General features: G+C 37.2%; 22 protein-coding genes, 1 tRNA gene and 1 riboswitch. Of the genes, 13 read left to right on the top strand and 10 right to left on the bottom strand.

Going from position 1 to position 22,186, the window contains the following annotated elements; translation table 11 throughout:
• Positions 1-39: 39 nt before the first annotated feature.
• Positions 40-1,155 carry a hybrid sensor histidine kinase/response regulator gene (locus H6F62_RS13325; RefSeq protein ID WP_137908721.1) on the bottom strand — a complete coding sequence of 372 codons (1,116 nt, stop codon included), beginning with the start codon at positions 1,153-1,155 and terminating at the stop codon, positions 40-42.
• A 22-nt stretch (positions 1,156-1,177) separates the two neighbouring features.
• The gene (locus H6F62_RS13320; RefSeq protein ID WP_137908722.1) at positions 1,178-2,485 is read right to left on the bottom strand and encodes an ATP-binding protein; all 1,308 of its coding nucleotides are present in this window, start codon (positions 2,483-2,485) and stop codon (positions 1,178-1,180) included.
• Between the two features lie 675 nt (positions 2,486-3,160).
• On the opposite strand from H6F62_RS13320, the gene H6F62_RS13315 reads away from it, so the two are divergent.
• Positions 3,161-3,802: a response regulator transcription factor gene (locus H6F62_RS13315; protein WP_190372249.1), complete on the top strand. Its 642-nt coding sequence runs from the start codon at positions 3,161-3,163 to the stop codon at positions 3,800-3,802.
• Positions 3,803-4,129: 327 nt separating this feature from the next.
• Positions 4,130-4,852, top strand: coding sequence for a response regulator transcription factor (locus tag H6F62_RS13310; protein WP_137908724.1), 723 nt, complete (start codon positions 4,130-4,132; stop codon positions 4,850-4,852).
• Positions 4,853-4,870: 18 nt separating this feature from the next.
• Here H6F62_RS13310 and H6F62_RS13305 read toward each other — a convergent pair whose 3' ends face one another.
• Positions 4,871-6,202, bottom strand: a complete 1,332-nt coding sequence (locus H6F62_RS13305) for a lipid-A-disaccharide synthase-related protein (RefSeq protein ID WP_190372248.1) — start codon at positions 6,200-6,202, stop codon at positions 4,871-4,873.
• Between the two features lie 41 nt (positions 6,203-6,243).
• Entirely contained in the window at positions 6,244-7,080 is an 837-nt protein-coding gene (locus tag H6F62_RS13300; protein WP_137908726.1) for a carbohydrate ABC transporter permease, read from the bottom strand.
• Positions 7,081-7,299: 219 nt separating this feature from the next.
• On the opposite strand from H6F62_RS13300, the gene H6F62_RS13295 reads away from it, so the two are divergent.
• The gene (locus H6F62_RS13295) at positions 7,300-8,136 is read left to right on the top strand and encodes a D-alanyl-D-alanine carboxypeptidase family protein (protein WP_190372247.1); all 837 of its coding nucleotides are present in this window, start codon (positions 7,300-7,302) and stop codon (positions 8,134-8,136) included.
• 56 nt (positions 8,137-8,192) lie between these two features.
• A complete protein-coding gene (locus H6F62_RS13290) occupies positions 8,193-8,765 on the top strand; it encodes a TIGR04376 family protein (RefSeq protein WP_028082250.1) in 573 nt (190 codons plus the stop codon).
• Positions 8,766-8,867: 102 nt separating this feature from the next.
• Here the strand turns inward: H6F62_RS13290 and H6F62_RS13285 are convergent, their stop codons facing one another.
• Positions 8,868-10,316 carry a collagen-like protein gene (locus tag H6F62_RS13285; protein ID WP_190372246.1) on the bottom strand — a complete coding sequence of 483 codons (1,449 nt, stop codon included), beginning with the start codon at positions 10,314-10,316 and terminating at the stop codon, positions 8,868-8,870.
• Positions 10,317-10,517: 201 nt separating this feature from the next.
• On the bottom strand, positions 10,518-11,594 hold the full coding sequence (acsF, locus tag H6F62_RS13280; RefSeq protein WP_190372245.1) for a magnesium-protoporphyrin IX monomethyl ester (oxidative) cyclase: 1,077 nt from the start codon (positions 11,592-11,594) through the stop codon (positions 10,518-10,520).
• A gap of 292 nt (positions 11,595-11,886) precedes the next feature.
• A riboswitch (TPP riboswitch) is annotated at positions 11,887-11,983 on the top strand.
• A 7-nt stretch (positions 11,984-11,990) separates the two neighbouring features.
• On the opposite strand from acsF, the gene thiC reads away from it, so the two are divergent.
• Positions 11,991-13,364, top strand: a complete 1,374-nt coding sequence (gene thiC / locus H6F62_RS13275) for a phosphomethylpyrimidine synthase (protein WP_137908732.1) — start codon at positions 11,991-11,993, stop codon at positions 13,362-13,364.
• A gap of 288 nt (positions 13,365-13,652) precedes the next feature.
• On the opposite strand, the gene H6F62_RS13270 is transcribed toward thiC, so the two are convergent.
• Together H6F62_RS13270 and H6F62_RS13265 are read right to left on the bottom strand one after the other, a co-directional pair.
• Positions 13,653-14,000, bottom strand: coding sequence for a type II toxin-antitoxin system PemK/MazF family toxin (locus H6F62_RS13270; RefSeq protein WP_137908733.1), 348 nt, complete (start codon positions 13,998-14,000; stop codon positions 13,653-13,655).
• A complete protein-coding gene (locus tag H6F62_RS13265) occupies positions 13,990-14,220 on the bottom strand; it encodes a hypothetical protein (protein ID WP_137908734.1) in 231 nt (76 codons plus the stop codon). The genes H6F62_RS13270 and H6F62_RS13265 overlap by 11 nt, the downstream gene beginning before the upstream one ends.
• 126 nt (positions 14,221-14,346) lie before the next feature.
• Here H6F62_RS13265 and H6F62_RS13260 point away from each other — a divergent pair, with 126 nt between their 5' ends.
• Positions 14,347-15,264 carry a hypothetical protein gene (locus H6F62_RS13260; protein ID WP_190372244.1) on the top strand — a complete coding sequence of 306 codons (918 nt, stop codon included), beginning with the start codon at positions 14,347-14,349 and terminating at the stop codon, positions 15,262-15,264.
• Positions 15,265-15,430: 166 nt separating this feature from the next.
• Here the strand turns inward: H6F62_RS13260 and H6F62_RS13255 are convergent, their stop codons facing one another.
• Entirely contained in the window at positions 15,431-16,678 is a 1,248-nt protein-coding gene (locus H6F62_RS13255; protein ID WP_190372243.1) for an OFA family MFS transporter, read from the bottom strand.
• Between the two features lie 10 nt (positions 16,679-16,688).
• On the opposite strand from H6F62_RS13255, the gene H6F62_RS21225 reads away from it, so the two are divergent.
• The 7 genes from H6F62_RS21225 (at position 16,689) to H6F62_RS13225 (ending at position 21,550) form a co-directional block, all read left to right on the top strand.
• Positions 16,689-16,820: a hypothetical protein gene (locus tag H6F62_RS21225; RefSeq protein WP_255501597.1), complete on the top strand. Its 132-nt coding sequence runs from the start codon at positions 16,689-16,691 to the stop codon at positions 16,818-16,820.
• A 155-nt stretch (positions 16,821-16,975) separates the two neighbouring features.
• The gene (locus H6F62_RS13250; protein WP_236097155.1) at positions 16,976-17,893 is read left to right on the top strand and encodes a site-specific DNA-methyltransferase; all 918 of its coding nucleotides are present in this window, start codon (positions 16,976-16,978) and stop codon (positions 17,891-17,893) included.
• Entirely contained in the window at positions 17,890-18,852 is a 963-nt protein-coding gene (locus tag H6F62_RS13245; RefSeq protein WP_190372242.1) for a hypothetical protein, read from the top strand. Before H6F62_RS13250 ends, H6F62_RS13245 begins: the two co-directional genes overlap by 4 nt.
• Before the next feature lie 360 nt (positions 18,853-19,212).
• Entirely contained in the window at positions 19,213-19,440 is a 228-nt protein-coding gene (locus tag H6F62_RS13240) for a hypothetical protein (RefSeq protein ID WP_137908738.1), read from the top strand.
• 154 nt (positions 19,441-19,594) lie between these two features.
• Positions 19,595-20,338, top strand: a complete 744-nt coding sequence (locus H6F62_RS13235; RefSeq protein WP_137908739.1) for a M50 family metallopeptidase — start codon at positions 19,595-19,597, stop codon at positions 20,336-20,338.
• A gap of 16 nt (positions 20,339-20,354) precedes the next feature.
• Positions 20,355-21,443, top strand: a complete 1,089-nt coding sequence (locus tag H6F62_RS13230) for a tocopherol cyclase family protein (protein ID WP_190372241.1) — start codon at positions 20,355-20,357, stop codon at positions 21,441-21,443.
• Positions 21,444-21,476: 33 nt separating this feature from the next.
• Positions 21,477-21,550: transfer RNA gene (locus tag H6F62_RS13225), tRNA-Arg, on the top strand.
• Between the two features lie 540 nt (positions 21,551-22,090).
• On the opposite strand, the gene H6F62_RS13220 is transcribed toward H6F62_RS13225, so the two are convergent.
• The coding region (locus H6F62_RS13220) for a transposase (RefSeq protein ID WP_190372240.1) at positions 22,091-22,186 on the bottom strand (96 nt) is incomplete at its 5' end.

The following is a 22,186-nucleotide window of genomic DNA, read 5'->3' as shown; positions in this document are numbered from 1 at the left end:
ATCAGGTTCAAAGTCCTTGCATTTGTTAATTAATAGTAATCAAGTGATTTTGGGTAATCTGACTGTGAATGTGCTACCTTTACCAAGTTGTGAAGAAAGTTCTATTTTACCTCCATGGGCTTCGACAATACATTGTGAAAGATGCAGTCCTAAACCACTACCTGATCTTTTATTCCTTCCCTGGCGAAATCGCTCAAAAATTGTTCCTTGATCTTCGGCTGCAATACCATAACCTGTATCTTGAACTTCGATGATTATTTGACTGGGATGATTGGTTGGGGATAAGGTTTGAAAAATGCGGACTTCTATGCTACCTGTATCGGTAAATTTGATAGCATTAGCAATGAGATTATTGAATACTCGTCTTAATTCTAAGCGATCGCCGTTAACAATCCCTCCATTATTTCCTGTTTGGTTTAATTCATGGGTATCTAATTTTAAAATTAAGTTTTTCTCAACTGCTAAGGGACTGAGTTCACCCACTACTTCAGTAGCTATTTGTGTTAAGTCGCATGATTCATAGTTTAAGCTTTTTTTCCCAGCTTCAAAACGGTAAACTTCTAAGAGAGTATTCACCATTTCTAGGAGATTTTGATTGCTACGAATCATCATATTAATCGCTTGTTTCATTTCTGGAGAAATCGTACAAAAGACTTCTTGCAAAAAGAAATGCAGCATTCTATCAGCAGCTACTAAAGGAGTCCGTAAATCATGGGTAAGACGAGAAACAAAATCTTCTCGCTGTAGTGTCATTTTTCGCTGTTCGTCGATACTGTGTTTTAATCTTAGCAGCGATCGCACCCTTGCTAATAATTCTTCTGTGTCAAAGGGTTTGCGAATAAAATCGTCAGCACCCGCATCTAAACCTTCCACAACGCTAGATTCGTCAAAAGCTGTTAATAGCAAAATTGGAATATAGTTTATTTCTGGATTCTTACGGATTCTTCGCGTCACTTCATAGCCATTTATGCCTGGCATCATCACATCTAAAATAATTAGATCTGGTGGCAATTCTACCACGTTTTTTAAAGCTGCTTCACCATTAGCAACTGAATCAATATGATATCCCTCATCTTCTAAAATTGCTTCCACTAAAATCAGATTATCTTTAGTATCATCAACGGACAAAATTCGATCTTTTTTGAGAATAGTCATAATTAATCAACCTTTTAATCATCTACAATTTCAAATTTGGAGAATTTATTGATGCTTTCCTATGGGAATATATGGAATGAAAATGATGCTGATGAGTACGAGAAACTACATTACCTAAATCGGCTATCAAATTTATTTTCCGTGGTAATTCTATTTTAAACATTGAACCGACTCCTAATTTACTTTCGATATATATTTTTCCTCCCATCATGCGTACTAATGAATCAACAATAGCTAAACCCAATCCGGCACCAGAATATTTACGGCTAATCCCTTGATCAACTTGATGAAATGCTGCAAAAATATTTTGAAAATCTTGAGTAGCAATACCAATTCCTGTATCTTCTACAGCAATTGTAACTCTATTTTGATGTATTTCTTTGATTTCTACGAAAATATTTCCAGATTCTGTAAACTTAATGGCATTAGAAAGCAAATTCATTAAAATTTGCCGTAATCTTACTGCATCATTAAATACTAATTTATTGTTTAAATCTCCTTTGACTAGCAAAGATAAATTCTTGGCTTCAGCTAAAGAACGGATTTCTTTCACTGTATTACTAACAACTTCTGATAAATCGAATATTTCTGGCTTGAGTTTTAATTTACCGGCTTCTATGTGGGAAAAGTCGAGGATTTCATCGAGCAACATTAGTAATTTTTTACCATTATTGAGGATTCGTTCTACCATGTCCATTTGCTGATTGGTTAAATTACCAAATTTGGGACGTAATAGAATCTGGGAAAATCCAATAATCGCATTCATTGGCGTTCGCAATTCATGGGATACCGTTGCTAAAAATAATGATTTTAACCTTGATATTTCCAAAAGTGCGAGTTTTTGTTGCTGAATCTGTTGCTGTTGTACTGCTAATTCTTTACTCTTGATAATTAGCTCTTCACGACTTTCTTTAAGTTGTTGATTTGCTAACTCTAACTGCATTTGGGATCGGTGAATACGAATTGCACTTCGTAAAATTTGGGCTATGGTTTGTGAAGATAATGTAGACTTGATCAAATACTCACTAGCACCTGCTTTGATACACTCTCCAGCTATTGCTTCATTTCCTGAATTGATCAAAATCACTAAAGGCACTTTGATGGCTGAAGAATTTATTTTGTGAATTAATGTTAAGCAATCTTGATTTCGTAAATGATAGTCGAGAAATATGCAATCATAGTGATTATTGATCAGAGCCGAGAGCGCGTGATGGCTATCTTTGACTTCATCAAGTTCTATACTAATACCTGTTTCCCTCAGAGCTAGATTTAATAGCACACGCTCTACTTCATTCTCTTCTACAACTAAAATTTTTAGTGTTTCTTCCATCGGTTTTTATTTTCACTGTAGTAAAATCAAATACTTTATCTAGTTGAAAACATTGTAAATTAGCAATTAGTTAACTGTCTTCACCCATTAGTGAGAACTGTATGGAAACATTATGTACTAAAAATCTAAGTAATATTACTTATTTAAGTAATATGTCTCAATTGTCCCAATAAAAATCACTCCCTTAACTTGTATAGGTTTTGATAGCACTTAGGTTAAAAGTCTTTACAAATCTGAGTTTTATTTATCCTTGACGGAAACCGCTAAGGCTAAGGCCAGGAAAAGCTATAACGCGCATTACCGTATACACTGTATTACCCCCTACCGATCAAATGCTAGATCTAGTCAATCGCAAATTTAGGAATCATGCTTAAACTGTAATTTTTCGGATTTGTCTCAATAATTTCATTTGTTTTAGCAGAAATATCTATATATCTTTAGCTAGATTTTTACGACGATTAAATTGCAAATATTGGCAATTTATTACTTCTCTAGATAGATGTTAACTGAAAACAGGATCATCTACCCCGATCACAGGTAACTGTTAAGTTAAATCAAGATCAAATTTTGATCTGAGAAATAGTTTTAATTAGTGTTTCTGTGCAATAGTAGTTACTTACTATCTCCCGTCTCCTGGTAATACAGGGAAGCAATCCGATTATCATGGGTGTAACAATGAATGAAATTAGTATTCTATTAATTGAAGATCATGATTTAACCCGTATGGGACTCAGAACTGAATTGCACTCACATAGCGGCTTTAAAGTGATTGGTGAGGCGGCTAATGCGACTGTTGGATTAAAACTTTTAGAAACGATGAAACCAGATGTGGCCGTGATAGATATTGGTTTACCTGATATGGACGGAATTAAACTGACACGCAAATTTAGACGTTATCAGGATGAAACAGGACAATCACAGACAAAAATCTTGATCTTGACTATGTATAATACAGAAGATGCTGTCTTGGCGGCCTTCGCAGCGGGAGCAGATTCTTATCATCACAAGGAAACAATTATTAATAAATTTACGGAAGCGGTACAAGTCACTTTCCGTGGTAACTCTTGGATTGACCCGGCGATCGCTGATGTGGTATTAAGAAAAATGCGGCCTCGTCCTGGTGATGATCAATCCTTGGTTCAGTCAAAAACTCTCAAAATCGAGTATCCTCTCAGCCAACGGGAACTGGAAATTTTAGAATTGATTGTGGCTGGTTGCAGTCATGGAAAAATTGCAGAAACACTATATATTACCGTAGGAACGGTAAAAACTCATGTTCGTAATATTTTAAACAAACTCTGTGCATACAGTGGCTAGTATCATAAACTAGACGGAGGAAAAGAATCCACTATATATCTTTAGCTAGATTTTTACATCTAAATTAAGTTATATTAACTACAAAAATCGGTCATTTATTATTTCTACTGGTAGATGTTCATTGGTAACAGAATCATCTATCCTAAGTCTGGGTGACTGAGATAAGTTAAATGAAATTTTGATCTGAGAAATAGTTTTGATTAGTGTTTCTGTGCAAAAATAGTTACTTAGTAAAAAGGTTCAAAATCTCAGGAAACAAGCTTTTTACCTTCCACCTCCTGTCTCCTGGTGCTACAGGGAAGCAATCCGATTATCATGGGTGTAACAATGAATGAAATTAGTATTCTATTAATTGAAGATCATGATTTAACCCGTATGGGACTCAGAACTGAATTGCAGTCACATAGCGGCTTTAAAGTGATTGGTGAGGCGGCTAATGCGACTGTTGGATTAAAACTTTTAGAAACGATGAAACCAGATGTGGCGGTGATAGATATTGGTTTACCTGATATGGACGGAATTGAACTGACACGCAAATTTAGACGTTATCAGGCTGAAACAGGACAATCACAGACAAAAGTTCTGATCTTGACCATGGATAATACAGAAGATGCTGTCTTGGCCGCTTTCGCAGCAGGAGCAGATTCTTATTATATGAAGGAAACAAGTATTAATAAATTTACGGAAGCGGTACAAGTCACTTTCCGTGGTAACTCTTGGATTGACCCGGCGATCGCTAATGTGGTATTGAGAAAAGTACGTCAGGGTAGCTCTGCTGACAATCAATCATCCGATAAGCCGAAAACTGTAAAAATCGAGGCTTTAGAAACAGAATATGAACAAGTTTTAGAAACCTACCCCCTCACCCAACGGGAACTGGAAATTTTAGAATTGATTGTGGGTGGTTGCAGTAATGGACAAATTGCAGAAAAACTATATATTACCGTAGGAACGGTAAAAACTCATGTTCGCAATATTTTAAACAAACTCTGTGCTGATGATCGTACCCAAGCAGCAGTTCGGGCTTTGCGTTCTGGCTTAGTAGCTTAATCACTCAGTAGTCAGTAGTCAATTACCCATTATCAATCTTTCCTGTAAACATTCTGCAATTCTTTGTGCTGCACCCGCAAGTCCCATACGCTGTAACCCGTTTTTAGCAATGTCATGCAAAAGATCAGGATTTTTCAGTAGAGACTGAATGGCTGGTAACACCTGTGATGGTTGATTGACTAAGGTTAGGGATATTCCTAACAGCCGACTTTGGGCTTCTGCAAAAGCGGCGTTATATTGGGGACCACCACCAGGAATAGCAATCGCCGGTTTTCCTAAACCAATGAATTGTTCCGTTGCAGTCCCCGCCATAGCTATGGCCAAATCACCCAAATGTAAACACTCATTATAGGCTGCTTGTGTCAAAATCAAATAAGCATTTTTTTGTTTAAAAGTCAAGCTGTCCGGGTCAGGAATTTGTAAAGGAGATTGATCACAAAGTCGCCAACCTTGAATATGTAAACTTTGAGATAAAATACCACAATCTAAACCAGGAGCGATCGCCCCCAAAAAAATCATTGTCCCAGCGCCACAGAATAAAGAATCTGGTTGTTGTAAACTAGCAACCAAGGCAGATACAGAAACCATGATCATTTCCCAATTATTATAAGCCTCCGGGGCGCGAGAACCGGGCAATAGAGTGACAATCAAAGGACGAATTTGTTCTTTGTGTTCAGCATTACCACGATCAAACCCCCGGCTGCTAAAATTGGTCTCTAACCCATCCATCATCGGATTTCCTGCATCTACAGCCGGAATTGACCACTTTTTTAAGATCTTCGTCGTCAGAGAATCTCTAGGAAACACAGCCTGACAACGGCTGCGACTCATTAACCACCTTTCCCAAGGATGGTAAATTGAACCAGAAAAATTTTCCCACTTTGCGGATTTTGATTTTCTTGGTAATAAACCCGCTTCATCGCGCACATAATATTCTGATTTAGCCGTCCCCACAAAAGCGTAATTAGCACCACTTATAGCTGCGAATAACAGGGGGACAATATCCCCCACAGCTAGAATAGCATTTTGATTCCCTAAGCTTGTTTGTAGCCTCACCCAACGGCGTACAGATTTGATTTGATTCCAGGTTAACTGGATCAAACCACCGCCCACATCACGCATTAGCTCTTTACTATCCATATAAACAAAACCACCAGAAGGCATATTCTGTACCTTACCAATTATGGGAACGTTTATTTTTTGATAAGCGCGTCCTTCACCCACTATTGGTAAAACAAAAATATCCGGTGGGGAAGATAATGTTTGTAAAGCCTGGATAATCCGTACAGCAATGATATCTTCTCCATGACCATTGCTTAAAACTAATAATTGTAAACGAGAATTGGCCATTGACTTGAAAAACACCCTCTAATATTAATTTAGAATATTAATTAACCCTTAACACCACTAGCAGTATCCGTAGGGACAATGTATTTTTGCAAGAACAGAAATAATACTAGCACTGGAGTAATCGAAATTACTGAACCAGCAGCCACCAAACGCCAATCTAAAGAAAAAGTCCCCGCTAACTTAGCAACTCCCAGAGGTAAAGTGTATAAACTTTCATCCTGAATCACAATTAAAGGCCATAAAAAGTCACTCCAAGCGCCAATAAAGACAAAAATAGCCAGAGTAATTAGCGCTGGACGGATAGCGGGTAGCATTACATACCACCATAATCCTAACTCAGAAGTACCATCTAAACGAGCAGCTTCTTCAATTTCTTTTGGTACAGTTATCAGGGCTTGACGTAGTAAAAATATACCAAAAGCAGAGGCTAAACTAGGGAAAATTACCCCTAGATAACTATTTCTCAAACCTAATTGCACTGTCAGAATATATAAAGGAATCATCACGATTTGGAAGGGAATCATAATTGTGGCCACAATAGCAATGAAAATTCCGTTTCTGCCCACAAATGATAGTCTAGCTAAGGGATAAGCTGCTAAGGAACAAAACAACAAATTTAAACCGACTGTTAATACTGATACTAGGATACTATTATATAAATAAGTAACAAAAGGTAGAGATTGCCAGACTTGAGAGAAGTTTTCTAAGGTAGGTTGACTAGGTAATAATTCTGGTGGTGATTGCCAAATATTTTCCGTTGGTGACTTCAGTGATGTGCTAATTAGCCATAACATGGGAAACAGCATGACTAAAGCGATCGCTCCTAGTATGGCATAAATAACTAAAGTTTGCAGTCGGGAGTCTTTTAAATTCATCATTTTACTGAGATGTATTAAGTATCAATTTTGTTTATTATAATTGATGAACTAAAAAATAGACTTAATTCCATAATTAATAATTATACACAAGAATTTGATCTAAAGTTACAAAAAATAAAAAACAAGATTCCCGACTGGTTAAAAGATCCGGTACTTCTTTAATAATTCCAGGATCTAAGATATGATGAAATCGAAATTTTCAAAAAAAGTAATATTTTCATGAAAATAATTCTGAAAATAGCAGCATTTGTTACTATAATTATTTTTGTCAGTGTTGCCTTAGTCTTTGCTCACAAAATTTCCCAAAGTCAGTTAACATCAAATCCTGAAATTGTCAAAGAATGCGTAAGTAAATTTAATGGAAGTTGTGAGCAGCAAAAAATAGCTGTAAATGTCCCATTTATTCCTCCTCAGAAATTGGATGATCAACAGCGGTTTTTAACAACAATTGCCAATAAAATTCCCAGAGTTCCTGAGATTGATACATTTGAATATACCTTACTACGTTCCTATGGAACAGTATTTATTAATCAACAATCAGGAATTAAATTACCAGAAAAAGTCATTTTAGATAATGAAATAGAAACCCAATCTTTTCAGGATAAAATCAGTATAGAACTAGTAAATGGCACAGAAGAATGTTATTTACAAAAACCAGCAGCAGCAGCGTTAAATAAAGCCAGAGATTTAGAAAATATTCCTCTAAAATCTGGTTATGCTGGGGATTGTTTGCGTAATTTTGCCACTAATTTAAGATTTTGGAATAAATACGCAAATAGAGAAACATTAACCCAAGTAAAAGCTGGAAAAGAGACAAAAATTCTTGGTTTAGTTGCACCACCGGGAACATCACAACATTTGTGGGGATTAGCAATTGATTTACAAATATTAACACCGTCTCAAAAACAGACCTTAAATGAAAATGGCTGGTTTCAAACAGTAGTTAATGATCTTCCCCATTGGACATATTTAGGTTGGAGAGAGGAGGACTTACCGAAATTCGGATTACAACAAAAAATCATCCAAGGAATTAAATATTGGACTACACCAATTTAACTAATTTGTAATTTGCTGATAAAATAGACATATATTTGAGAATTGGAGCTTTAACAATGAGTTTATTTGATGATTTAAGTCGCTTTTTAGAAAGTCGTCTAGAAGAATTTTTGCGGAATAACCCTCATTTAGAATTAGAAGCACTGTTAGAACAACTACGGGAACAGGAAGAAGACACATTAAAGTTAATTTCTGAGTTACAATTGCAAGAGAAGCGATCGCAAGATGAAATTCTTTCCACAGCCCAAGAAATTCAAAAATGGCATATCCGTATTCAAAAAGCCCAAGCTGCGGGTAGACAAGATTTAATCACTCCAGCCCAACAGCGAGAAGCTGCATTATTGCGGGAAGGAAATCAAATGTGGGGACATATGCAAGGCTTAAAAGAACGCATTACCCAATCCCAAGAACTACTTGGGAAAATTCAAAAACGTCGCCAAGAGGTACAAAATAAAGCAGCAGAAATGCAAACAGCCAGAACCAAAGCACAAAGCCAGCAAAAGTTAGAAAATTATGGTTGGAACACTGCTAGTAATTCTCAAAGTAATTTTGATGAATTAGAAGATAAATTTCGCCGTTGGGAAACCGAAGATGAATTAGAAAAACTCAAACGCAAAATGGGGAAATAAATAATTATTAACAAAAAGACCACAGATTTAGATCTCGAACTTCTTATATAAGACTGGGATCTAACTCAATACTCAGTAGATTTTTGTTTTTCTCCTAGTTTATTATTCTTCTATTAACTTGCGAATTTTACCAGTTTGCCGTTTACGAATTACCCCTTGCCAACGAATTTTTTGCTGTGTAGAACGTCCGGCTAAAGAACGAATTGCAACAACTTCAATATTAACATTGATACCTGGATTTAAAGCGAGGCTGGGGATGTTTAACTTACCCAAAGCTAGATTAAAATTGTTATAGCTGCGGCTGACCAATTCTGGCGGAATTTCCCCAGCATATACAGTTTCAGGATTAACATAATCATCAACATGATCATGGAACTGATATTTGATGATAAATTTAGTATTGATCACATCAGAGTGACCAGCTAAATCAACTATTCTTAAAACGAGATTTTGTTTTGAATTAGCAAGTTCAGCCACAGCCAATCTAGTCACATCTTTTTGAAGAATAGCACGATTGACATTGTACTCCGTCAAACTTCCTGTAGTTTTGCTATTACCATCAATCCAGAGATATTCAGGAAAAGAAATATCTATTTCTTTGCTATCATTTAGAGTTAGTTTTACCGATGGATTAGCAAAGTTGGTAATCGGCTGTTTCTCTTGCCAAACTAATTTAAAACTTCCCTCTAATCGCTGTTCAAACTCCCGATATTCATCAGCAAGTATAGAACCAGTCGCCAGTAAAGATTTTGCCCCTTGACGAATTTGCCATTTATTTTTAGAAAGGCTAAATTGTTGATTGACTAATTGAGAAATTGCTATTTCCGCAGTTGGTTGATCATCTACTAAAGCTGCTTTCCTATTAACTATACTTAAAATTCCCAATCGCCCTGGTTTGCCATCACGTCCATTTACACCAGAGCTACCATAACGCCCATCATAACAATTATAAACTTTTTGAGTACATTGACGATTGGGAGTACCAGGATTTCCTACACAGACTTCTCTCACCCAACTTCGTTGACTACAAGAACAACCCAACGTACCCTGTCCACCCTGTCCACCCCGGCCACCTTTACCACCAACAGCCCTAAGGGCAATTTTTTTTAAATCCGCCAAATTGCTATAATAGACCGTGAGATCACCACCATGACCACCATTGCCACCATTGCCACCATGACCACCATTACCACCACTGGGTGCATAAACATCATTATTCCCTCCTTGTGATCCATATTGTCCACAGCTAGGTTGAGAACCAAAACCACCATTTTCTCCATCTTGGCCATCTTTACCAGATAAGTCAAGATTTAAGGGTGAACCATCAGCATATATTGTTTGACTTGTACTGCTTGAACCATCTTCACCATTTCGACCACTTTGACCATTTCGACCAACATTGACAATATTAAGTAATATATCAAACAATCCAGCTATTTTTGATTCTTTAACATTCCTTGGACAGACAACCGCAGCAGGAATCGGTGATATGTTAGTAAATAAACAAAACGTCAGCAAAAATGGCAATTGATATCTGAAATTTTTGTGCATAATCATAATAATTTCTTACGCCCTAATTTACGGCTCAATGTGCTACTTTGTCATCTCCTACCTTTACGTCTTTGCTCCTTAGCGTCTACCCTGCAGGATCTCTAAAAGAGATTGCGCGAAACAAAATTAATAAGATAATCAAAAATAAAAAATGTGGCTCTGTTGCAAACAAAACCACATTTATAGGAAATCAATCTCAAATTAACGAGCTTGACCGTGAGCCGAAGCCGCATCAATAGGCTTCATCAGATATAATTGTAATAACTGCCAACCATGGGACACATAAATTGGAAGTTTTTGGAAGAATTGCAGGAATTTAGGAGTATTAGAGTTAGAAATTGCCGCCAATTTTTCGTTATTTTTGACGCAAACATCTAAACGTTCATAAAATGCTGGGTTATCAACATCCAACATCACAGGGAAGACCCTACCGGCGGTTTCATTGGTCTTCTTAATTACATGAATATCATACTCTCGCGCATCTAAGCCCAAAGAAGCATAAAAATCCTTGCGTTGGATATCATTAAGATACATAGTTGCAAATACTGACAACAGGAAAAAGCGACTCCATAGTTTTGCTCTCCAGTCATTCAACATTTGCGGCTGCGCTCTCATGATCGCATCAAAGAAATCCCCATGACGGTTTTCATCTTGACACCAGTTTTCAAAGAAACGGAAAATTGGATAGATCCGATCTTCAGGATGGGATTCTAAATGACGATAAATGGTGATATAACGCCAATAACCGATCTTTTCAGAAAGATAGGTAGCATAGAAGATAAATTTGGGCTTAAAGAACGTATAACTGCGGCTCTTAGTCAAAAACCCTAAATCTAGAGAAAGATTAAAGTCCGACATAGCTTTGTTCAAAAACCCAGCGTGACGGGCTTCATCCCGTGACATCAAGTTAAAGCACTCAGCCAAAAGAGGGCTTTTATCCTTTAAGCGACGGCCGAGTTCCTTATATAACAGGAATCCAGAAAACTCCGCTGTACAAGAACGTTCCAGAAACTCAATGAACAGTTGACGAGTTTCACCGTCAATGTGATCCCATGATTGTTCAAACTGAGCATCTCTAACAAAGTGATGACGATTGTAGTCAACGCGAAATTCTGCCAAAATAGCTTGTAATTCGTCTTCATTGACAGAAATATCCATCCGCGCCATTTCATCGAAATCAGTCGTGTAAAATCTTGGTGTTAAAAGGGTTTCCTTCGCAGGGGATTTAACTCCGGGACGGATTTCGTCAAAGCTTGGTTTTTTGAGAGAGTCTACCATGTTTTGATTTGCTCTTTTATCTTTCTTTTTTTTGATTACACCAGAAAGCTGATTCTTATGCTCTCACAAGGTGCAGACGACAACAATTATGATTTTGTATGAGATTCAGTGTAGCAATATCTAGCCCAAAAATGGGTGGATAAATGATTAAGAGTTGCAAAAATCCACAAAAAATGGTTTAGAAGTAATATTTAATTTATTCACAGGCGAAAAAAGAGAACTAGCTGGTTTGTGTAACCAACTTACGATTTATCATCACCCTCCCCCAAAGATCACGAAAATGCTACAATCTACATCATGCTAGGGGTGCTTGGGAAACTAAGCTGAGATCAAACCCTTAACACCTGAGTCTGGATAATACCAGCGGAGGGAAGCTGTTTATTGAGGAATTTGGATATGCGTACAGAATGGGTAGCTAAGAGACGTGGACAAGACAACGTATCGCAAATGCACTACGCTCGTCAGGGTGTAATCACTGAAGAAATGCAATACGTGGCCAAGCGGGAAAATCTGCCGGCTGAACTTATCCGCGCTGAAGTAGCACGGGGGCGGATGATTATCCCTGCAAATATTAATCACACAAATTTAGAACCGATGGCTATTGGTATCGCTTCTAAGTGTAAAGTTAATGCTAATATCGGTGCTTCTCCCAATTCTTCCAATTTGCAGGAAGAGGTTGATAAACTTAATTTGGCGGTAAAATATGGCGCTGATACGGTGATGGATTTGTCCACAGGTGGTGGTAATTTAGACGAAATTCGTACCGCAATTATCCAGGCTTCACCTGTTCCCATTGGGACTGTTCCAGTTTACCAAGCTTTAGAAAGTGTTCACGGAACAATTGAAAATCTGACTGCTGATGACTTTCTCCACATTATTGAAAAACACGCCCAGCAAGGGGTAGATTATCAAACTATCCACGCGGGGATTTTAATTGAACATTTACCTTTAGTGAGAAACCGAATTACTGGTATTGTTTCTCGCGGTGGCGGAATTTTGGCGCGGTGGATGTTACATCACCATAAACAGAACCCGCTCTATACCCATTTTAACGACATCATTGAGATTTTTAAGAAATATGATGTTTCTTTCAGTTTAGGCGACTCCCTGCGCCCAGGATGTACCCATGATGCCTCCGATGAAGCCCAGTTGGCGGAACTGAAAACCTTGGGAAATCTCACCCGTAAAGCTTGGGAACATGATGTGCAGGTGATGGTAGAAGGTCCGGGTCACGTTCCTATGGATCAAATTGAGTTCAATGTCCGCAAACAAATGGAAGAGTGTTCGGAAGCACCTTTCTATGTTCTTGGTCCTTTGGTTACAGATATTGCTCCTGGTTATGACCATATTACCTCAGCTATTGGGGCAGCTATGGCGGGCTGGTATGGGACGGCGATGTTGTGTTATGTGACACCTAAAGAACATTTAGGTTTACCTGATGCGGAAGATGTACGTAATGGCTTAATTGCGTATAAAATTGCGGCTCATGCGGCGGATATTGGGAGACATCGGCCAGGTGCTAGAGACAGGGATGATGAACTTTCTAAAGCTCGCTATAATTTCGACTGGAATCGTCAATTTGAGTTGTCTTTAGACCCGGAAAGAGCGAAGGAATATCACGACGAAACTTTACCGGCAGATATCTATAAAACTGCTGAGTTTTGTTCCATGTGTGGACCTAAATTCTGTCCAATGCAGACTAAGGTTGATGCTGATGCTTTGACTGAATTGGAGAAGTTTTTGGCGAAAGAACCTGTAGCGCAAGGTTAAGATAATTGTCGTTACATATCGTTACTAGGTTAAACCTGGTAACGATATTGGAGAAATTAAAAAATAATTTAACTAACTGAAAGGCAATTTTTATGACTGTATTAATAATACTCCTTACTTGTCAACTATTGTAGGAATTGGCTTTGGATTCTATCGTTTGTTCGATAATTATTTACCGACTATCACTAATTTCCACAATCATTTCTCCTTGCTGTAATTGTTCCAAAGCATCAGGTAGAGTAATTATCAGAAGTTGACGCAAATTGCGATTTTAGACAAAACACCAAGTTAAATTTCTAATGTATGTCTGAGTACTGCATCTACTAAAGACATTTCTGACCAAAAACCAATAACTTTATCAATTTCTGTATCTAAAACAGTTGCTAGATTATCTGTCATAATCACAGAATCAGTAATTAATCCCGTTTGTTTTCCTTCTGGTGTTGCTATATTCACAAATACTCTGCTAGGGTGTCCAGCACGGGAAACATTACTAGTAATCATAGCTATAATAGTTTGCGATAAACCAGTACCAATATTGTTAGATTGAACAACTAAAGCAGGACGACGTTTAGCAGTTTTTAAGTTTGAGTCTGGGAACAAAACCAGCACTACTGAACCACGATTATAAGGCATCGTAAACTTCCATTTCTGGTTGATCCCAATCTTGTGCAAAACATTGTAATCTAGCTCTTAATTTTGCGGCTTGTTCTTCATTAATTCCGCGAGATGACAAATCTACAGAAGTATTTGCATCGAGAAAAGTTACAATTACTCGCGCTGTATTTATGCCTGTTGGCGTTTCGTTTAGCTCAATTTTCCCGTCTTTGTAAATGCCTTCGATTGACTGTAACATTAGTTTAATTTTTGGGGTAAACTACTTTTAAAACTATGCTTTTGGTAGTAACATAATTATTATATAATATTTTTGATGTTTAGTGTGATTTTTGTACAAAACAAATGTGATTTTTAATAAAATAAAATGACTCGACAATCTCATGATCAATTCACTAAAGAATATCTAGAGGAATTATTAACACCTTTAGGAACAATTAAAAAAAGTGAAAAGGTTAAAAGTGAAATTCAAGAAATTGATGTTTGGTTTGAACCCTTTTCTGATCAAAATCAGGAAAATCTACCTTTAGGTTTATTAGGGAAGATGGCTAAAACTCAATGTTTATTTGAGCCTTTTCGCAATCCACCATCGGAAATAGAAATTCGCAGTTGTTTACTTAAATTATATGCCGTTCATGGTGATGTAGTTAGGAAAGCAAAACGCGAAAATAGAAATATTGCTGAGTCACAATTACCGATTTTATGGATTTTAACACCAACTTTTTCAGATCGGATGATTGCGGGTTTAGGTGCAAATGAAATTGTAGAAGATTGGGTTAAAGGTGTTTATTTTCTTCCAAATATCTTGAAAACAGCAATAGTTGTGATTCATCAATTACCAGAAAATGAGGATACATTATGGTTGAGAGTTTTGGGGAAAGGAGGAACACAAAAAAGAGCAGTAGAGGAGTTAACTGAATTACCAGAAAATAACCCTTTTCGAGAAAATTTGTTAGAAATTCTAGCGGACTGGCGCAAGAATTTAGAATTGAGAGATAATTTAAGTAGAGAAGAGGAGGAAGTAATTATGAACTTATCACCGGCTTATTTACAACAAATAGAAGATTGGAAGCAAGAAGGTAAGCTAGAAGGTAAGCTAGAAGCAGAACTTTATTTAATAACTTCTCTTCTAGAAGGGCGGTTTGGTAGTTTGGATGCTGAGTTATCTGGTGTGGTGGAAAAGATTGCTAATATTCCTATTTCTGAACGTACTCAGTTACTTCTTGCTTTGGGTAATTTATCCCGTGAGGAGTTGTTGCAAAGATTGAGTAGTGAGGAAGTTTGAGGAGATTTACGAAACAACAAGACCCCCGATTTCTTGAAGAAGTCGGGGATCTAAAATCTAATTATGGGTTATTTGTAATAAACTGATATAGGGAGTTAAAGTGGGTACTTTCCCAATATAAATTGTGGAAAACACAAGCCAAGAGGGGATGTCGAAAACGAACAAATTATGTTACTAAATCGGCATTGGTATAGGTGCGTTTCAGCGTGAATACAGCCAAGATAATTCCCACAATTGCTAATCCCGCAGTTGGATAAAAGAAATTAGTGTAACTACCGAAAATGTCTCTAATTTTGCCAGCTAATAAAGTTCCACCCAAAGCCCCCATACCGTAAGCAGTGAAGACAATACCGTAATTTTTGGCGTAGTCTTGGGGTTGAAATATGATTAAAGTGGAAGTAGGAGCGATCGCTAACCAACCCCCCAAAGCCAAGTAAAATAGCGAAAAAGCGACTATATAAGTGAGTACACTTCCCTTTCCAGCACTCAGCATCATAATCGAGGCAATCAAAATGAAAACAAAGGAAACAATTGCCGCTAATTTTGGCGTAAATTTGTCCGTGAACCACCCAAAAAATAACCGCCCTGCACCATTAAAGACAGCGAACAGTGAGACTGTATTTGCGGCTGTTGCTGCATCCAATTTAATAATTTCCTGTGCTAGAGGACTAGAAATACCAATAGCTGCCAGTCCGGCAAAAGAACCAATGGTATAACAAGACCATAAGCCATAAAAACTGGAAGTCTGAAGAATTGATCCTGAAGTTGTAGTATGGGAATTTGCTTGAATAGCTACAGGTGGAGTCCACCCCTCTGGTTGCCAACCTTGGGGAGGAGTTGTGAGGATAGTAGAAATAGCGGTAATAATAGCTGCAAAAGCAATACCTAAAATTACAAAAGTTTGCCGAACTCCAAAAGCATCTATCAGAAACTTTGCCAAAGGTGCAGTAATTAAAGGTGACAAACCAAACCCAATCACAGTAGCACCAACAGCCAAACCTTTTTTATCGGGAAACCACTTAGCTACCACAGCCAACGGTACACCGTAAGTGATACCCACACCCATACCAGCAATTACACCATAGGTAATAGTTAGTGTGGGAATATTGCCACCCAAACTAGAGAGAATATAACCTAATGCCGTAATTAATCCACCAACACCTGTAATCAGACGAGTATCAAAACGATTGATATAAAAGCCAGTGATGGGCATTAAAATTGCGAAGACAACCAACAGCACAGTAAATGGCAACAGGCTATCAGTTGCACCCACATTGAGAAGTTTTTCTAAAGGTTTTCTAAAAATACTCCAAGAATAAACTGTACCCAAGCACAGCAGGATAGTTATACTTAGAGGTATTAGTAGCCATCGCCCTTTCTCAGCAGGCATACCAAACAATTGTACTTTTTCCATTTGTTGTTATGTGAATAAGGGAAATGATTTTTTTCCAGTATCTCACTTTTTGGCTCAATTAACACCAACTCAGTTACTTCTTTCTTTGGGTAATTTATCCCGTGAAGAGTTGTTACAAAGATTGAGTGGTGAGGAAAGTTAGTATAGTATAATATTTTTTGGCAGTTTGACGGAATTTCCCAAACTGCTGATGCGTTGAGTAATTTTTAACACTGTTTATTAAACTTGTGAGGATAGATGAGATTGAGCAGTTCTAATAATGCATTAAACGTAATACAACAGTCTCTAAATCTTGGAGTGGTAGAAGCACAAAGTAGTGAACAAAAATTACTACCATTACCATTAACAAAAGGATTCCAACTACAATATACCCATCCTCACGGACAAATTTATCAAGGTAATTCCCTAGATTGGCTGGCATCTCTTGATTCAGAAAGCGTTGATCTAGTGTTTGCTGACCCACCTTATAATATTAAAAAAGCTGAATGGGATAATTTTGAGAACCAAGAAAAATATATCGCCTGGTCAATTCAATGGATTAGCCAAGCTTCGCGTATTCTCAAATCTAATGGATCTCTTTACGTTTGTGGTTTTTCTGAAATATTAGCTGATTTAAAATATTCAGTATCCAAATATTTCAAAAATTGTCGTTGGTTAATTTGGCACTATAAAAACAAGGCTAATTTAGGTAGTGATTGGGGACGATCGCATGAAAGTATTATTCATTTTCGTAAATCAGATCAAGTGAAAATTAATATTGACGATGTGCGAATTCCTTATGGCGCACATACATTAAAGTATCCTTCCCATCCCCAAGCAGAAACCAGTGCTTATGGAAAAGGTAAAACTAAAAAAAATAATAACTGGACACCTAACCCAAAAGGTGCAAAACCTAAAGACGTAATAGAAATTCCTACTACTTGTAACGGGATGGGTGAAACAACACCTCATCCAACTCAAAAGCCAGAAGAATTATTAAGAAAATTTATCCTTGCATCATCTCAGGAAGGAGATTTGATTATTGATCCATTTTCAGGATCCGGAACAACTATTGTAGTTGCAGAACAACTTAACCGTCGTTGGATGGGATGTGATCTCAATATTGAGTATAATAATTGGGCAATTCAAAGATTAGAAAATGTCCATCGCATGACAAAGGAAGAATGGATAGCCTTTGATCGCAAAAATTCAGAACGCAGGGAGTCTATTCGATGAGGTTAGAAGATTTAGTAAATCACGCAGTGGACAAAGAAAATTTTCAGACTATTCAAAACTACATTTCCTTTTGTAGAAGCTATCTAGAATTTATAGCCAATGGCTTACAAGCTAGAATAGTTTCACAAAATGAAAATCATTACCAATTTTATCAATATACAAATGATGGTCATTACAATATAACTCGTCCAATTAATACTAACTTAATGTATGATGCTGGAATATTTGAAATTGCTTATAATCAGTTTTTGCAAGTTCTTGAGCAGTTGAGAGATAGACAGTTACCAGAGGAATCGTTACGGCAGGTTTTAATCTGTACAATCTATACCCTGCAGCAGACTATTGGTGCTACACTAGATGCTTTACCTTCTGGAAAGTCTAACCAAGCCCGTAAAGTTAATGGGGATCTTTTTGAGCGTCTAATTCGTCTGCTGATTGCATATCTCAATATAGATTGTGTTTCTGGAACAATACAAGTGCCTATTAGAGACGATAACGGAGTAATTTTGTTTAATACAACCTATCAACATGACTTATTGATTAGTCAAGACAATGAACTCAAGATTATTGGTTCAGTTAAAACTTCGAGTAAAGACCGTATTGATAAAATTTTTGTAGATAAGTTTTTATATAACAAGCTAACTAGCACTGATTTACCTCACATTGCAGTTTTCTTAAATGATGTACAAAGAAAGAAGACAAAGCACCAAAATCGCTATGGGATTAATGCAACATTTTTACCAGGACACTTTAAAGCCTACACTATTAAACTAAATCCACTGGACGGTGTATATTACTGCGATATTCGCCCAAACATGATGAGGGATACACTACTTTCTCAACATATTCAAACTATTGATAATTTCTTTTATCGTGATATTTGGAATTTGCTAAGTAGTCATGGACAGTCTTTAGAAGAAGTTGAAATAGAGGAATGTGAAAATAGGGAAAGCGAATAATATTTATTTTTTTGGCATTTGAGTTTAAGTAATAAAATACAATATTTTAAACATTAATTGTCGTTGTTTTTTGATTATTTTGCTCCCCAATAAAAAAGCAAACGTCGTAATTTTAGCATTGAAAATTTGGGATTTAGCGATCATGATATTTGGATACCAGCAACAGTGATTCAACACAATCTCACTCTCGTTTCTGCTGATAGCGATTTTAGACGTATTCATCAACTACAGCCTTTTTTCTGGGAATCATGGGTGTAGATTCACTCTATTTTAAAAATAGCTTGAAGAAAATGAGCGATCGCTTTACTGAAAGTATCGCTATGAGATAAAATATAATCAAGTATTATTAAAATAACCTCTATGTCCCTACAAGAACTGAAAAAGCAAGCCTTTCAAATACCAAAGAGCGATCGCTTAGAACCGGTCCGTGCAATCATTGAATCATTGCAAAATCAACCCAGTCAAAAATCAGAACGGACTAGCATTATTAAACAAATGAAAGGTTTATTAAAAACCAATCAACCAGCACCAACCGATGAACAGGTAAAAGCAATGCTAGAAGAACATCGAGTGGAGAAGTATTTTTAATGAAAATTCTCATGATAGTAATATTATTTTACATTACTTATTAGATTGAGAACCATTTTTGCCAGAGGCATTTTCCTACTTTTTCTGGAAGTGAATTAAGATATATTCAAGAATACTCAGCTAATTCGTGTAATTACTTGCAGGATAGTCGATAATGAGAGAACCCAGTAAAAATTTCAACCCTCTATTTACTCCCACAGAAGTAGAAAAAATGGGGTTAACTTGGTTAGTTGCAGCGGGTATAGTCACAGCATTTTTGTGGCAAATACCTATGGGTAATTATATTTTATACCCATTTTCTATTTTAGCAACTTGGTTTCATGAAATGGGTCACGGTTTAATGGCCTTGATTTTAGGGGGACAGTTTCAAAAATTAGAGATATTTGGCAACGGTTCTGGTGTAGCTCATTATACCCTAAGTAATAGATGGGGATATCTTGGTATCGGATTGGTCGCTGCTGCTGGTCCAATGGGTCCACCTCTCGCTGGTGCAGGTCTAATTCTCGCTTCTGGTAGTTTGAAAACCACTTCTTTGAGTTTAAAAATTTTAGGCGGGTTTTTACTCCTGTCTACATTAATTTGGGTGCGTTCTTGGTTTGGTTTTGTCGCAATTCCCTTATTAGGTTTTATGATCTTAGGAATCGCCTTAAAAACACCTCTTTGGGTACAAGGGTTTGCGATTCAGTTTCTAGGTGTGCAAGCTTGTGTAAGTACCTATCATCAACTTGATTATTTATTCAGTTATACCGCAGGACCATTAGGATTATCAGATACCGGACAAATGCAGCAGTATTTGTTTTTACCTTATTGGTTTTGGGGGCTATTAATGGCGATCGCTTCTTTAATGATCTTAATCCAAAGTCTCCGCCTTGTCCATACTCAAAAATCAGCAAAATAACAGCATCTATTCAGTTATGACCACAAACCTCCTCAATTGCACCCAAACCCCCCACAGCGGCTATCATTGGGATGGTAGTAATCGCCGCTTTTTTGAAGGCTGGTATTACCGGGTCACAATACCCGAAATTAGGCAAACTATCGCCTTCATGTACTCCATCGAAGACCCCAGGGGTAATCAGCCCTACAGTGGCGGTGCAGCCCAAATTCTGGGCATAAATGATGAGTACCTCTGTCGCACTTTTCCCGATGTGAATAAATTTTGGGCGAGTCGGGATGTATTAGGATTAGGACATTGGGGAAAAACTAACTTACAAGTTTCCCCGCTATATCTCACTCCCAGTGAATTTACACAGCATATTTCTGAAGGCTATCAAGCCACAGCTACCTTAAATCAAGGCATAATTACCGATCCTGCTACTGGTAATTATTGCCAATGGGAGTATACAATTAAACCTATATATGGTTGGGGAAATCAAAATAGTTTTCAGCAATCAACAGCGGGTTGGTTATCATTTTCGCAGATATTTGAACCTGGGTGGCAAATTTTAATGGCTCATGGTTTAGCTAGTGGTTGGATAGACTGGCATGGTAAAATATATGAATTTACAAATGCGCCAGCATACGCAGAAAAGAACTGGGGTGGTGCTTTTCCCCAAAAATGGTTTTGGCTAAATTGCAATTCTTTCATTAATCAACCCGATTTAGCTTTAACTGCTGGTGGGGGCAAACGTGGTGTATTATGGTGGATGGAATCAGTTGCTATGATTGGTATTCACTACCAAGGTAAATTTTATGAATTTGTCCCCTGGAATTCAGAGGTAAAATGGCAAATTCAGCCCTGGGGTAGATGGCAAATGCAAGCCAAAAACCTAAATTATGAGGTTACACTGACCGGAACTACCCAGTTACCAGGTACTCCCCTCCGCGCTCCGACAACCAATGGTTTAATTTTCTGTTGTCGAGATACCATGCAGGGAGAGCTAAACTTAGAATTGCGAGAAGTTAATGGCAGCAAATCTCAGGTTATCCTGAATGCAAGTAGTAATCTGTGCGGTTTAGAAGTTGGTGGCGATGATTGGGATAACTATTGGCAGTCTCAATGAAAATACTGCTATGATATTATTTGTCTTATCCTTGGGGTTGTAGCTCAGTTGGATAGAGCGAGCGCCTCCTAAGCGCTAGGCCGTGCGTTCGATCCGCACCAATCCCATATTAATATACAATAATATTTTAGATAAGGCTTAATCCTTTCGTGTTAAAGCCAGTTTGTTAAGGCTAAATTATAACTGCTATACTATAGGTTCTGCCATCTGTAGCAAGATAGTTCTTCCTTATCCAGATAATTATAACAGATTTAAAATCAAATGTCAACCCATTTCTACTTCTAAAAACGGAAAAACATAAAAATATTTTTTGATTTGATGTCTTTAGTTGAATGAGTCTCTGCCATCTGTAGCAAGATAGTTCTTCCTTATCCAGATAATTATAACAGATTTAAAATCAAATGTCAACCCCTTTTTACTTCTAAAAACGGAAAAACATAAAAATATTTTTTGATTTGATGTCTTTAGTTGAATGAGTTTCTGTTTTTATGGGAGTTTAGGGAAATTAACGTGAATAATACAGAAAGATTAAGTTTTAAGGAAACCAAAATCTTTTAATAAAGGTTGACTAAAGTTAAAGTTGATACTTTGACCGAAAATAATGGGATACAAGCCCCGTCCACTTCGACAAGCTCAGTGCATCGCTTCTAGGACGGCTTTTCTTGATTTTTAATATACTCTTTTAATATCTCTAGTGGCGCACCTCCTACAGAAATGGCAAAATAACTGGGACTCCATAACGC

The organism is Anabaena sp. FACHB-1391 (assembly GCF_014696755.1).
Lineage (GTDB): Bacteria > Cyanobacteriota > Cyanobacteriia > Cyanobacteriales > Nostocaceae > Dolichospermum > Dolichospermum planctonicum.
Note: the sequence above shows the minus strand (reverse complement) of the source record. Positions and strands in the feature narration are given on the sequence as shown.

Coding starts and splice junctions, on each gene's coding strand:
- H6F62_RS13290 (WP_028082250.1), top strand. CDS start 8,193: ATGAGTTTATTTGATGATTTAAGTCGCTTTTTAGAAAGTCGTCTAGAA.
- H6F62_RS13255 (WP_190372243.1), bottom strand. CDS start 16,678: ATGGAAAAAGTACAATTGTTTGGTATGCCTGCTGAGAAAGGGCGATGG.
- H6F62_RS13305 (WP_190372248.1), bottom strand. CDS start 6,202: ATGGCCAATTCTCGTTTACAATTATTAGTTTTAAGCAATGGTCATGGA.
- H6F62_RS13300 (WP_137908726.1), bottom strand. CDS start 7,080: ATGATGAATTTAAAAGACTCCCGACTGCAAACTTTAGTTATTTATGCC.
- H6F62_RS13320 (WP_137908722.1), bottom strand. CDS start 2,485: ATGGAAGAAACACTAAAAATTTTAGTTGTAGAAGAGAATGAAGTAGAG.
- H6F62_RS13260 (WP_190372244.1), top strand. CDS start 14,347: ATGACTCGACAATCTCATGATCAATTCACTAAAGAATATCTAGAGGAA.
- H6F62_RS13230 (WP_190372241.1), top strand. CDS start 20,355: ATGACCACAAACCTCCTCAATTGCACCCAAACCCCCCACAGCGGCTAT.
- H6F62_RS13310 (WP_137908724.1), top strand. CDS start 4,130: ATGAATGAAATTAGTATTCTATTAATTGAAGATCATGATTTAACCCGT.
- thiC (WP_137908732.1), top strand. CDS start 11,991: ATGCGTACAGAATGGGTAGCTAAGAGACGTGGACAAGACAACGTATCG.
- H6F62_RS13265 (WP_137908734.1), bottom strand. CDS start 14,220: ATGTTACAGTCAATCGAAGGCATTTACAAAGACGGGAAAATTGAGCTA.
- H6F62_RS13315 (WP_190372249.1), top strand. CDS start 3,161: ATGAATGAAATTAGTATTCTATTAATTGAAGATCATGATTTAACCCGT.
- H6F62_RS13240 (WP_137908738.1), top strand. CDS start 19,213: ATGTCCCTACAAGAACTGAAAAAGCAAGCCTTTCAAATACCAAAGAGC.
- H6F62_RS13325 (WP_137908721.1), bottom strand. CDS start 1,155: ATGACTATTCTCAAAAAAGATCGAATTTTGTCCGTTGATGATACTAAA.
- H6F62_RS13270 (WP_137908733.1), bottom strand. CDS start 14,000: ATGCCTTATAATCGTGGTTCAGTAGTGCTGGTTTTGTTCCCAGACTCA.
- H6F62_RS13235 (WP_137908739.1), top strand. CDS start 19,595: ATGAGAGAACCCAGTAAAAATTTCAACCCTCTATTTACTCCCACAGAA.
- H6F62_RS13285 (WP_190372246.1), bottom strand. CDS start 10,316: ATGCACAAAAATTTCAGATATCAATTGCCATTTTTGCTGACGTTTTGT.
- H6F62_RS13245 (WP_190372242.1), top strand. CDS start 17,890: ATGAGGTTAGAAGATTTAGTAAATCACGCAGTGGACAAAGAAAATTTT.
- H6F62_RS13295 (WP_190372247.1), top strand. CDS start 7,300: ATGAAAATAATTCTGAAAATAGCAGCATTTGTTACTATAATTATTTTT.
- acsF (WP_190372245.1), bottom strand. CDS start 11,594: ATGGTAGACTCTCTCAAAAAACCAAGCTTTGACGAAATCCGTCCCGGA.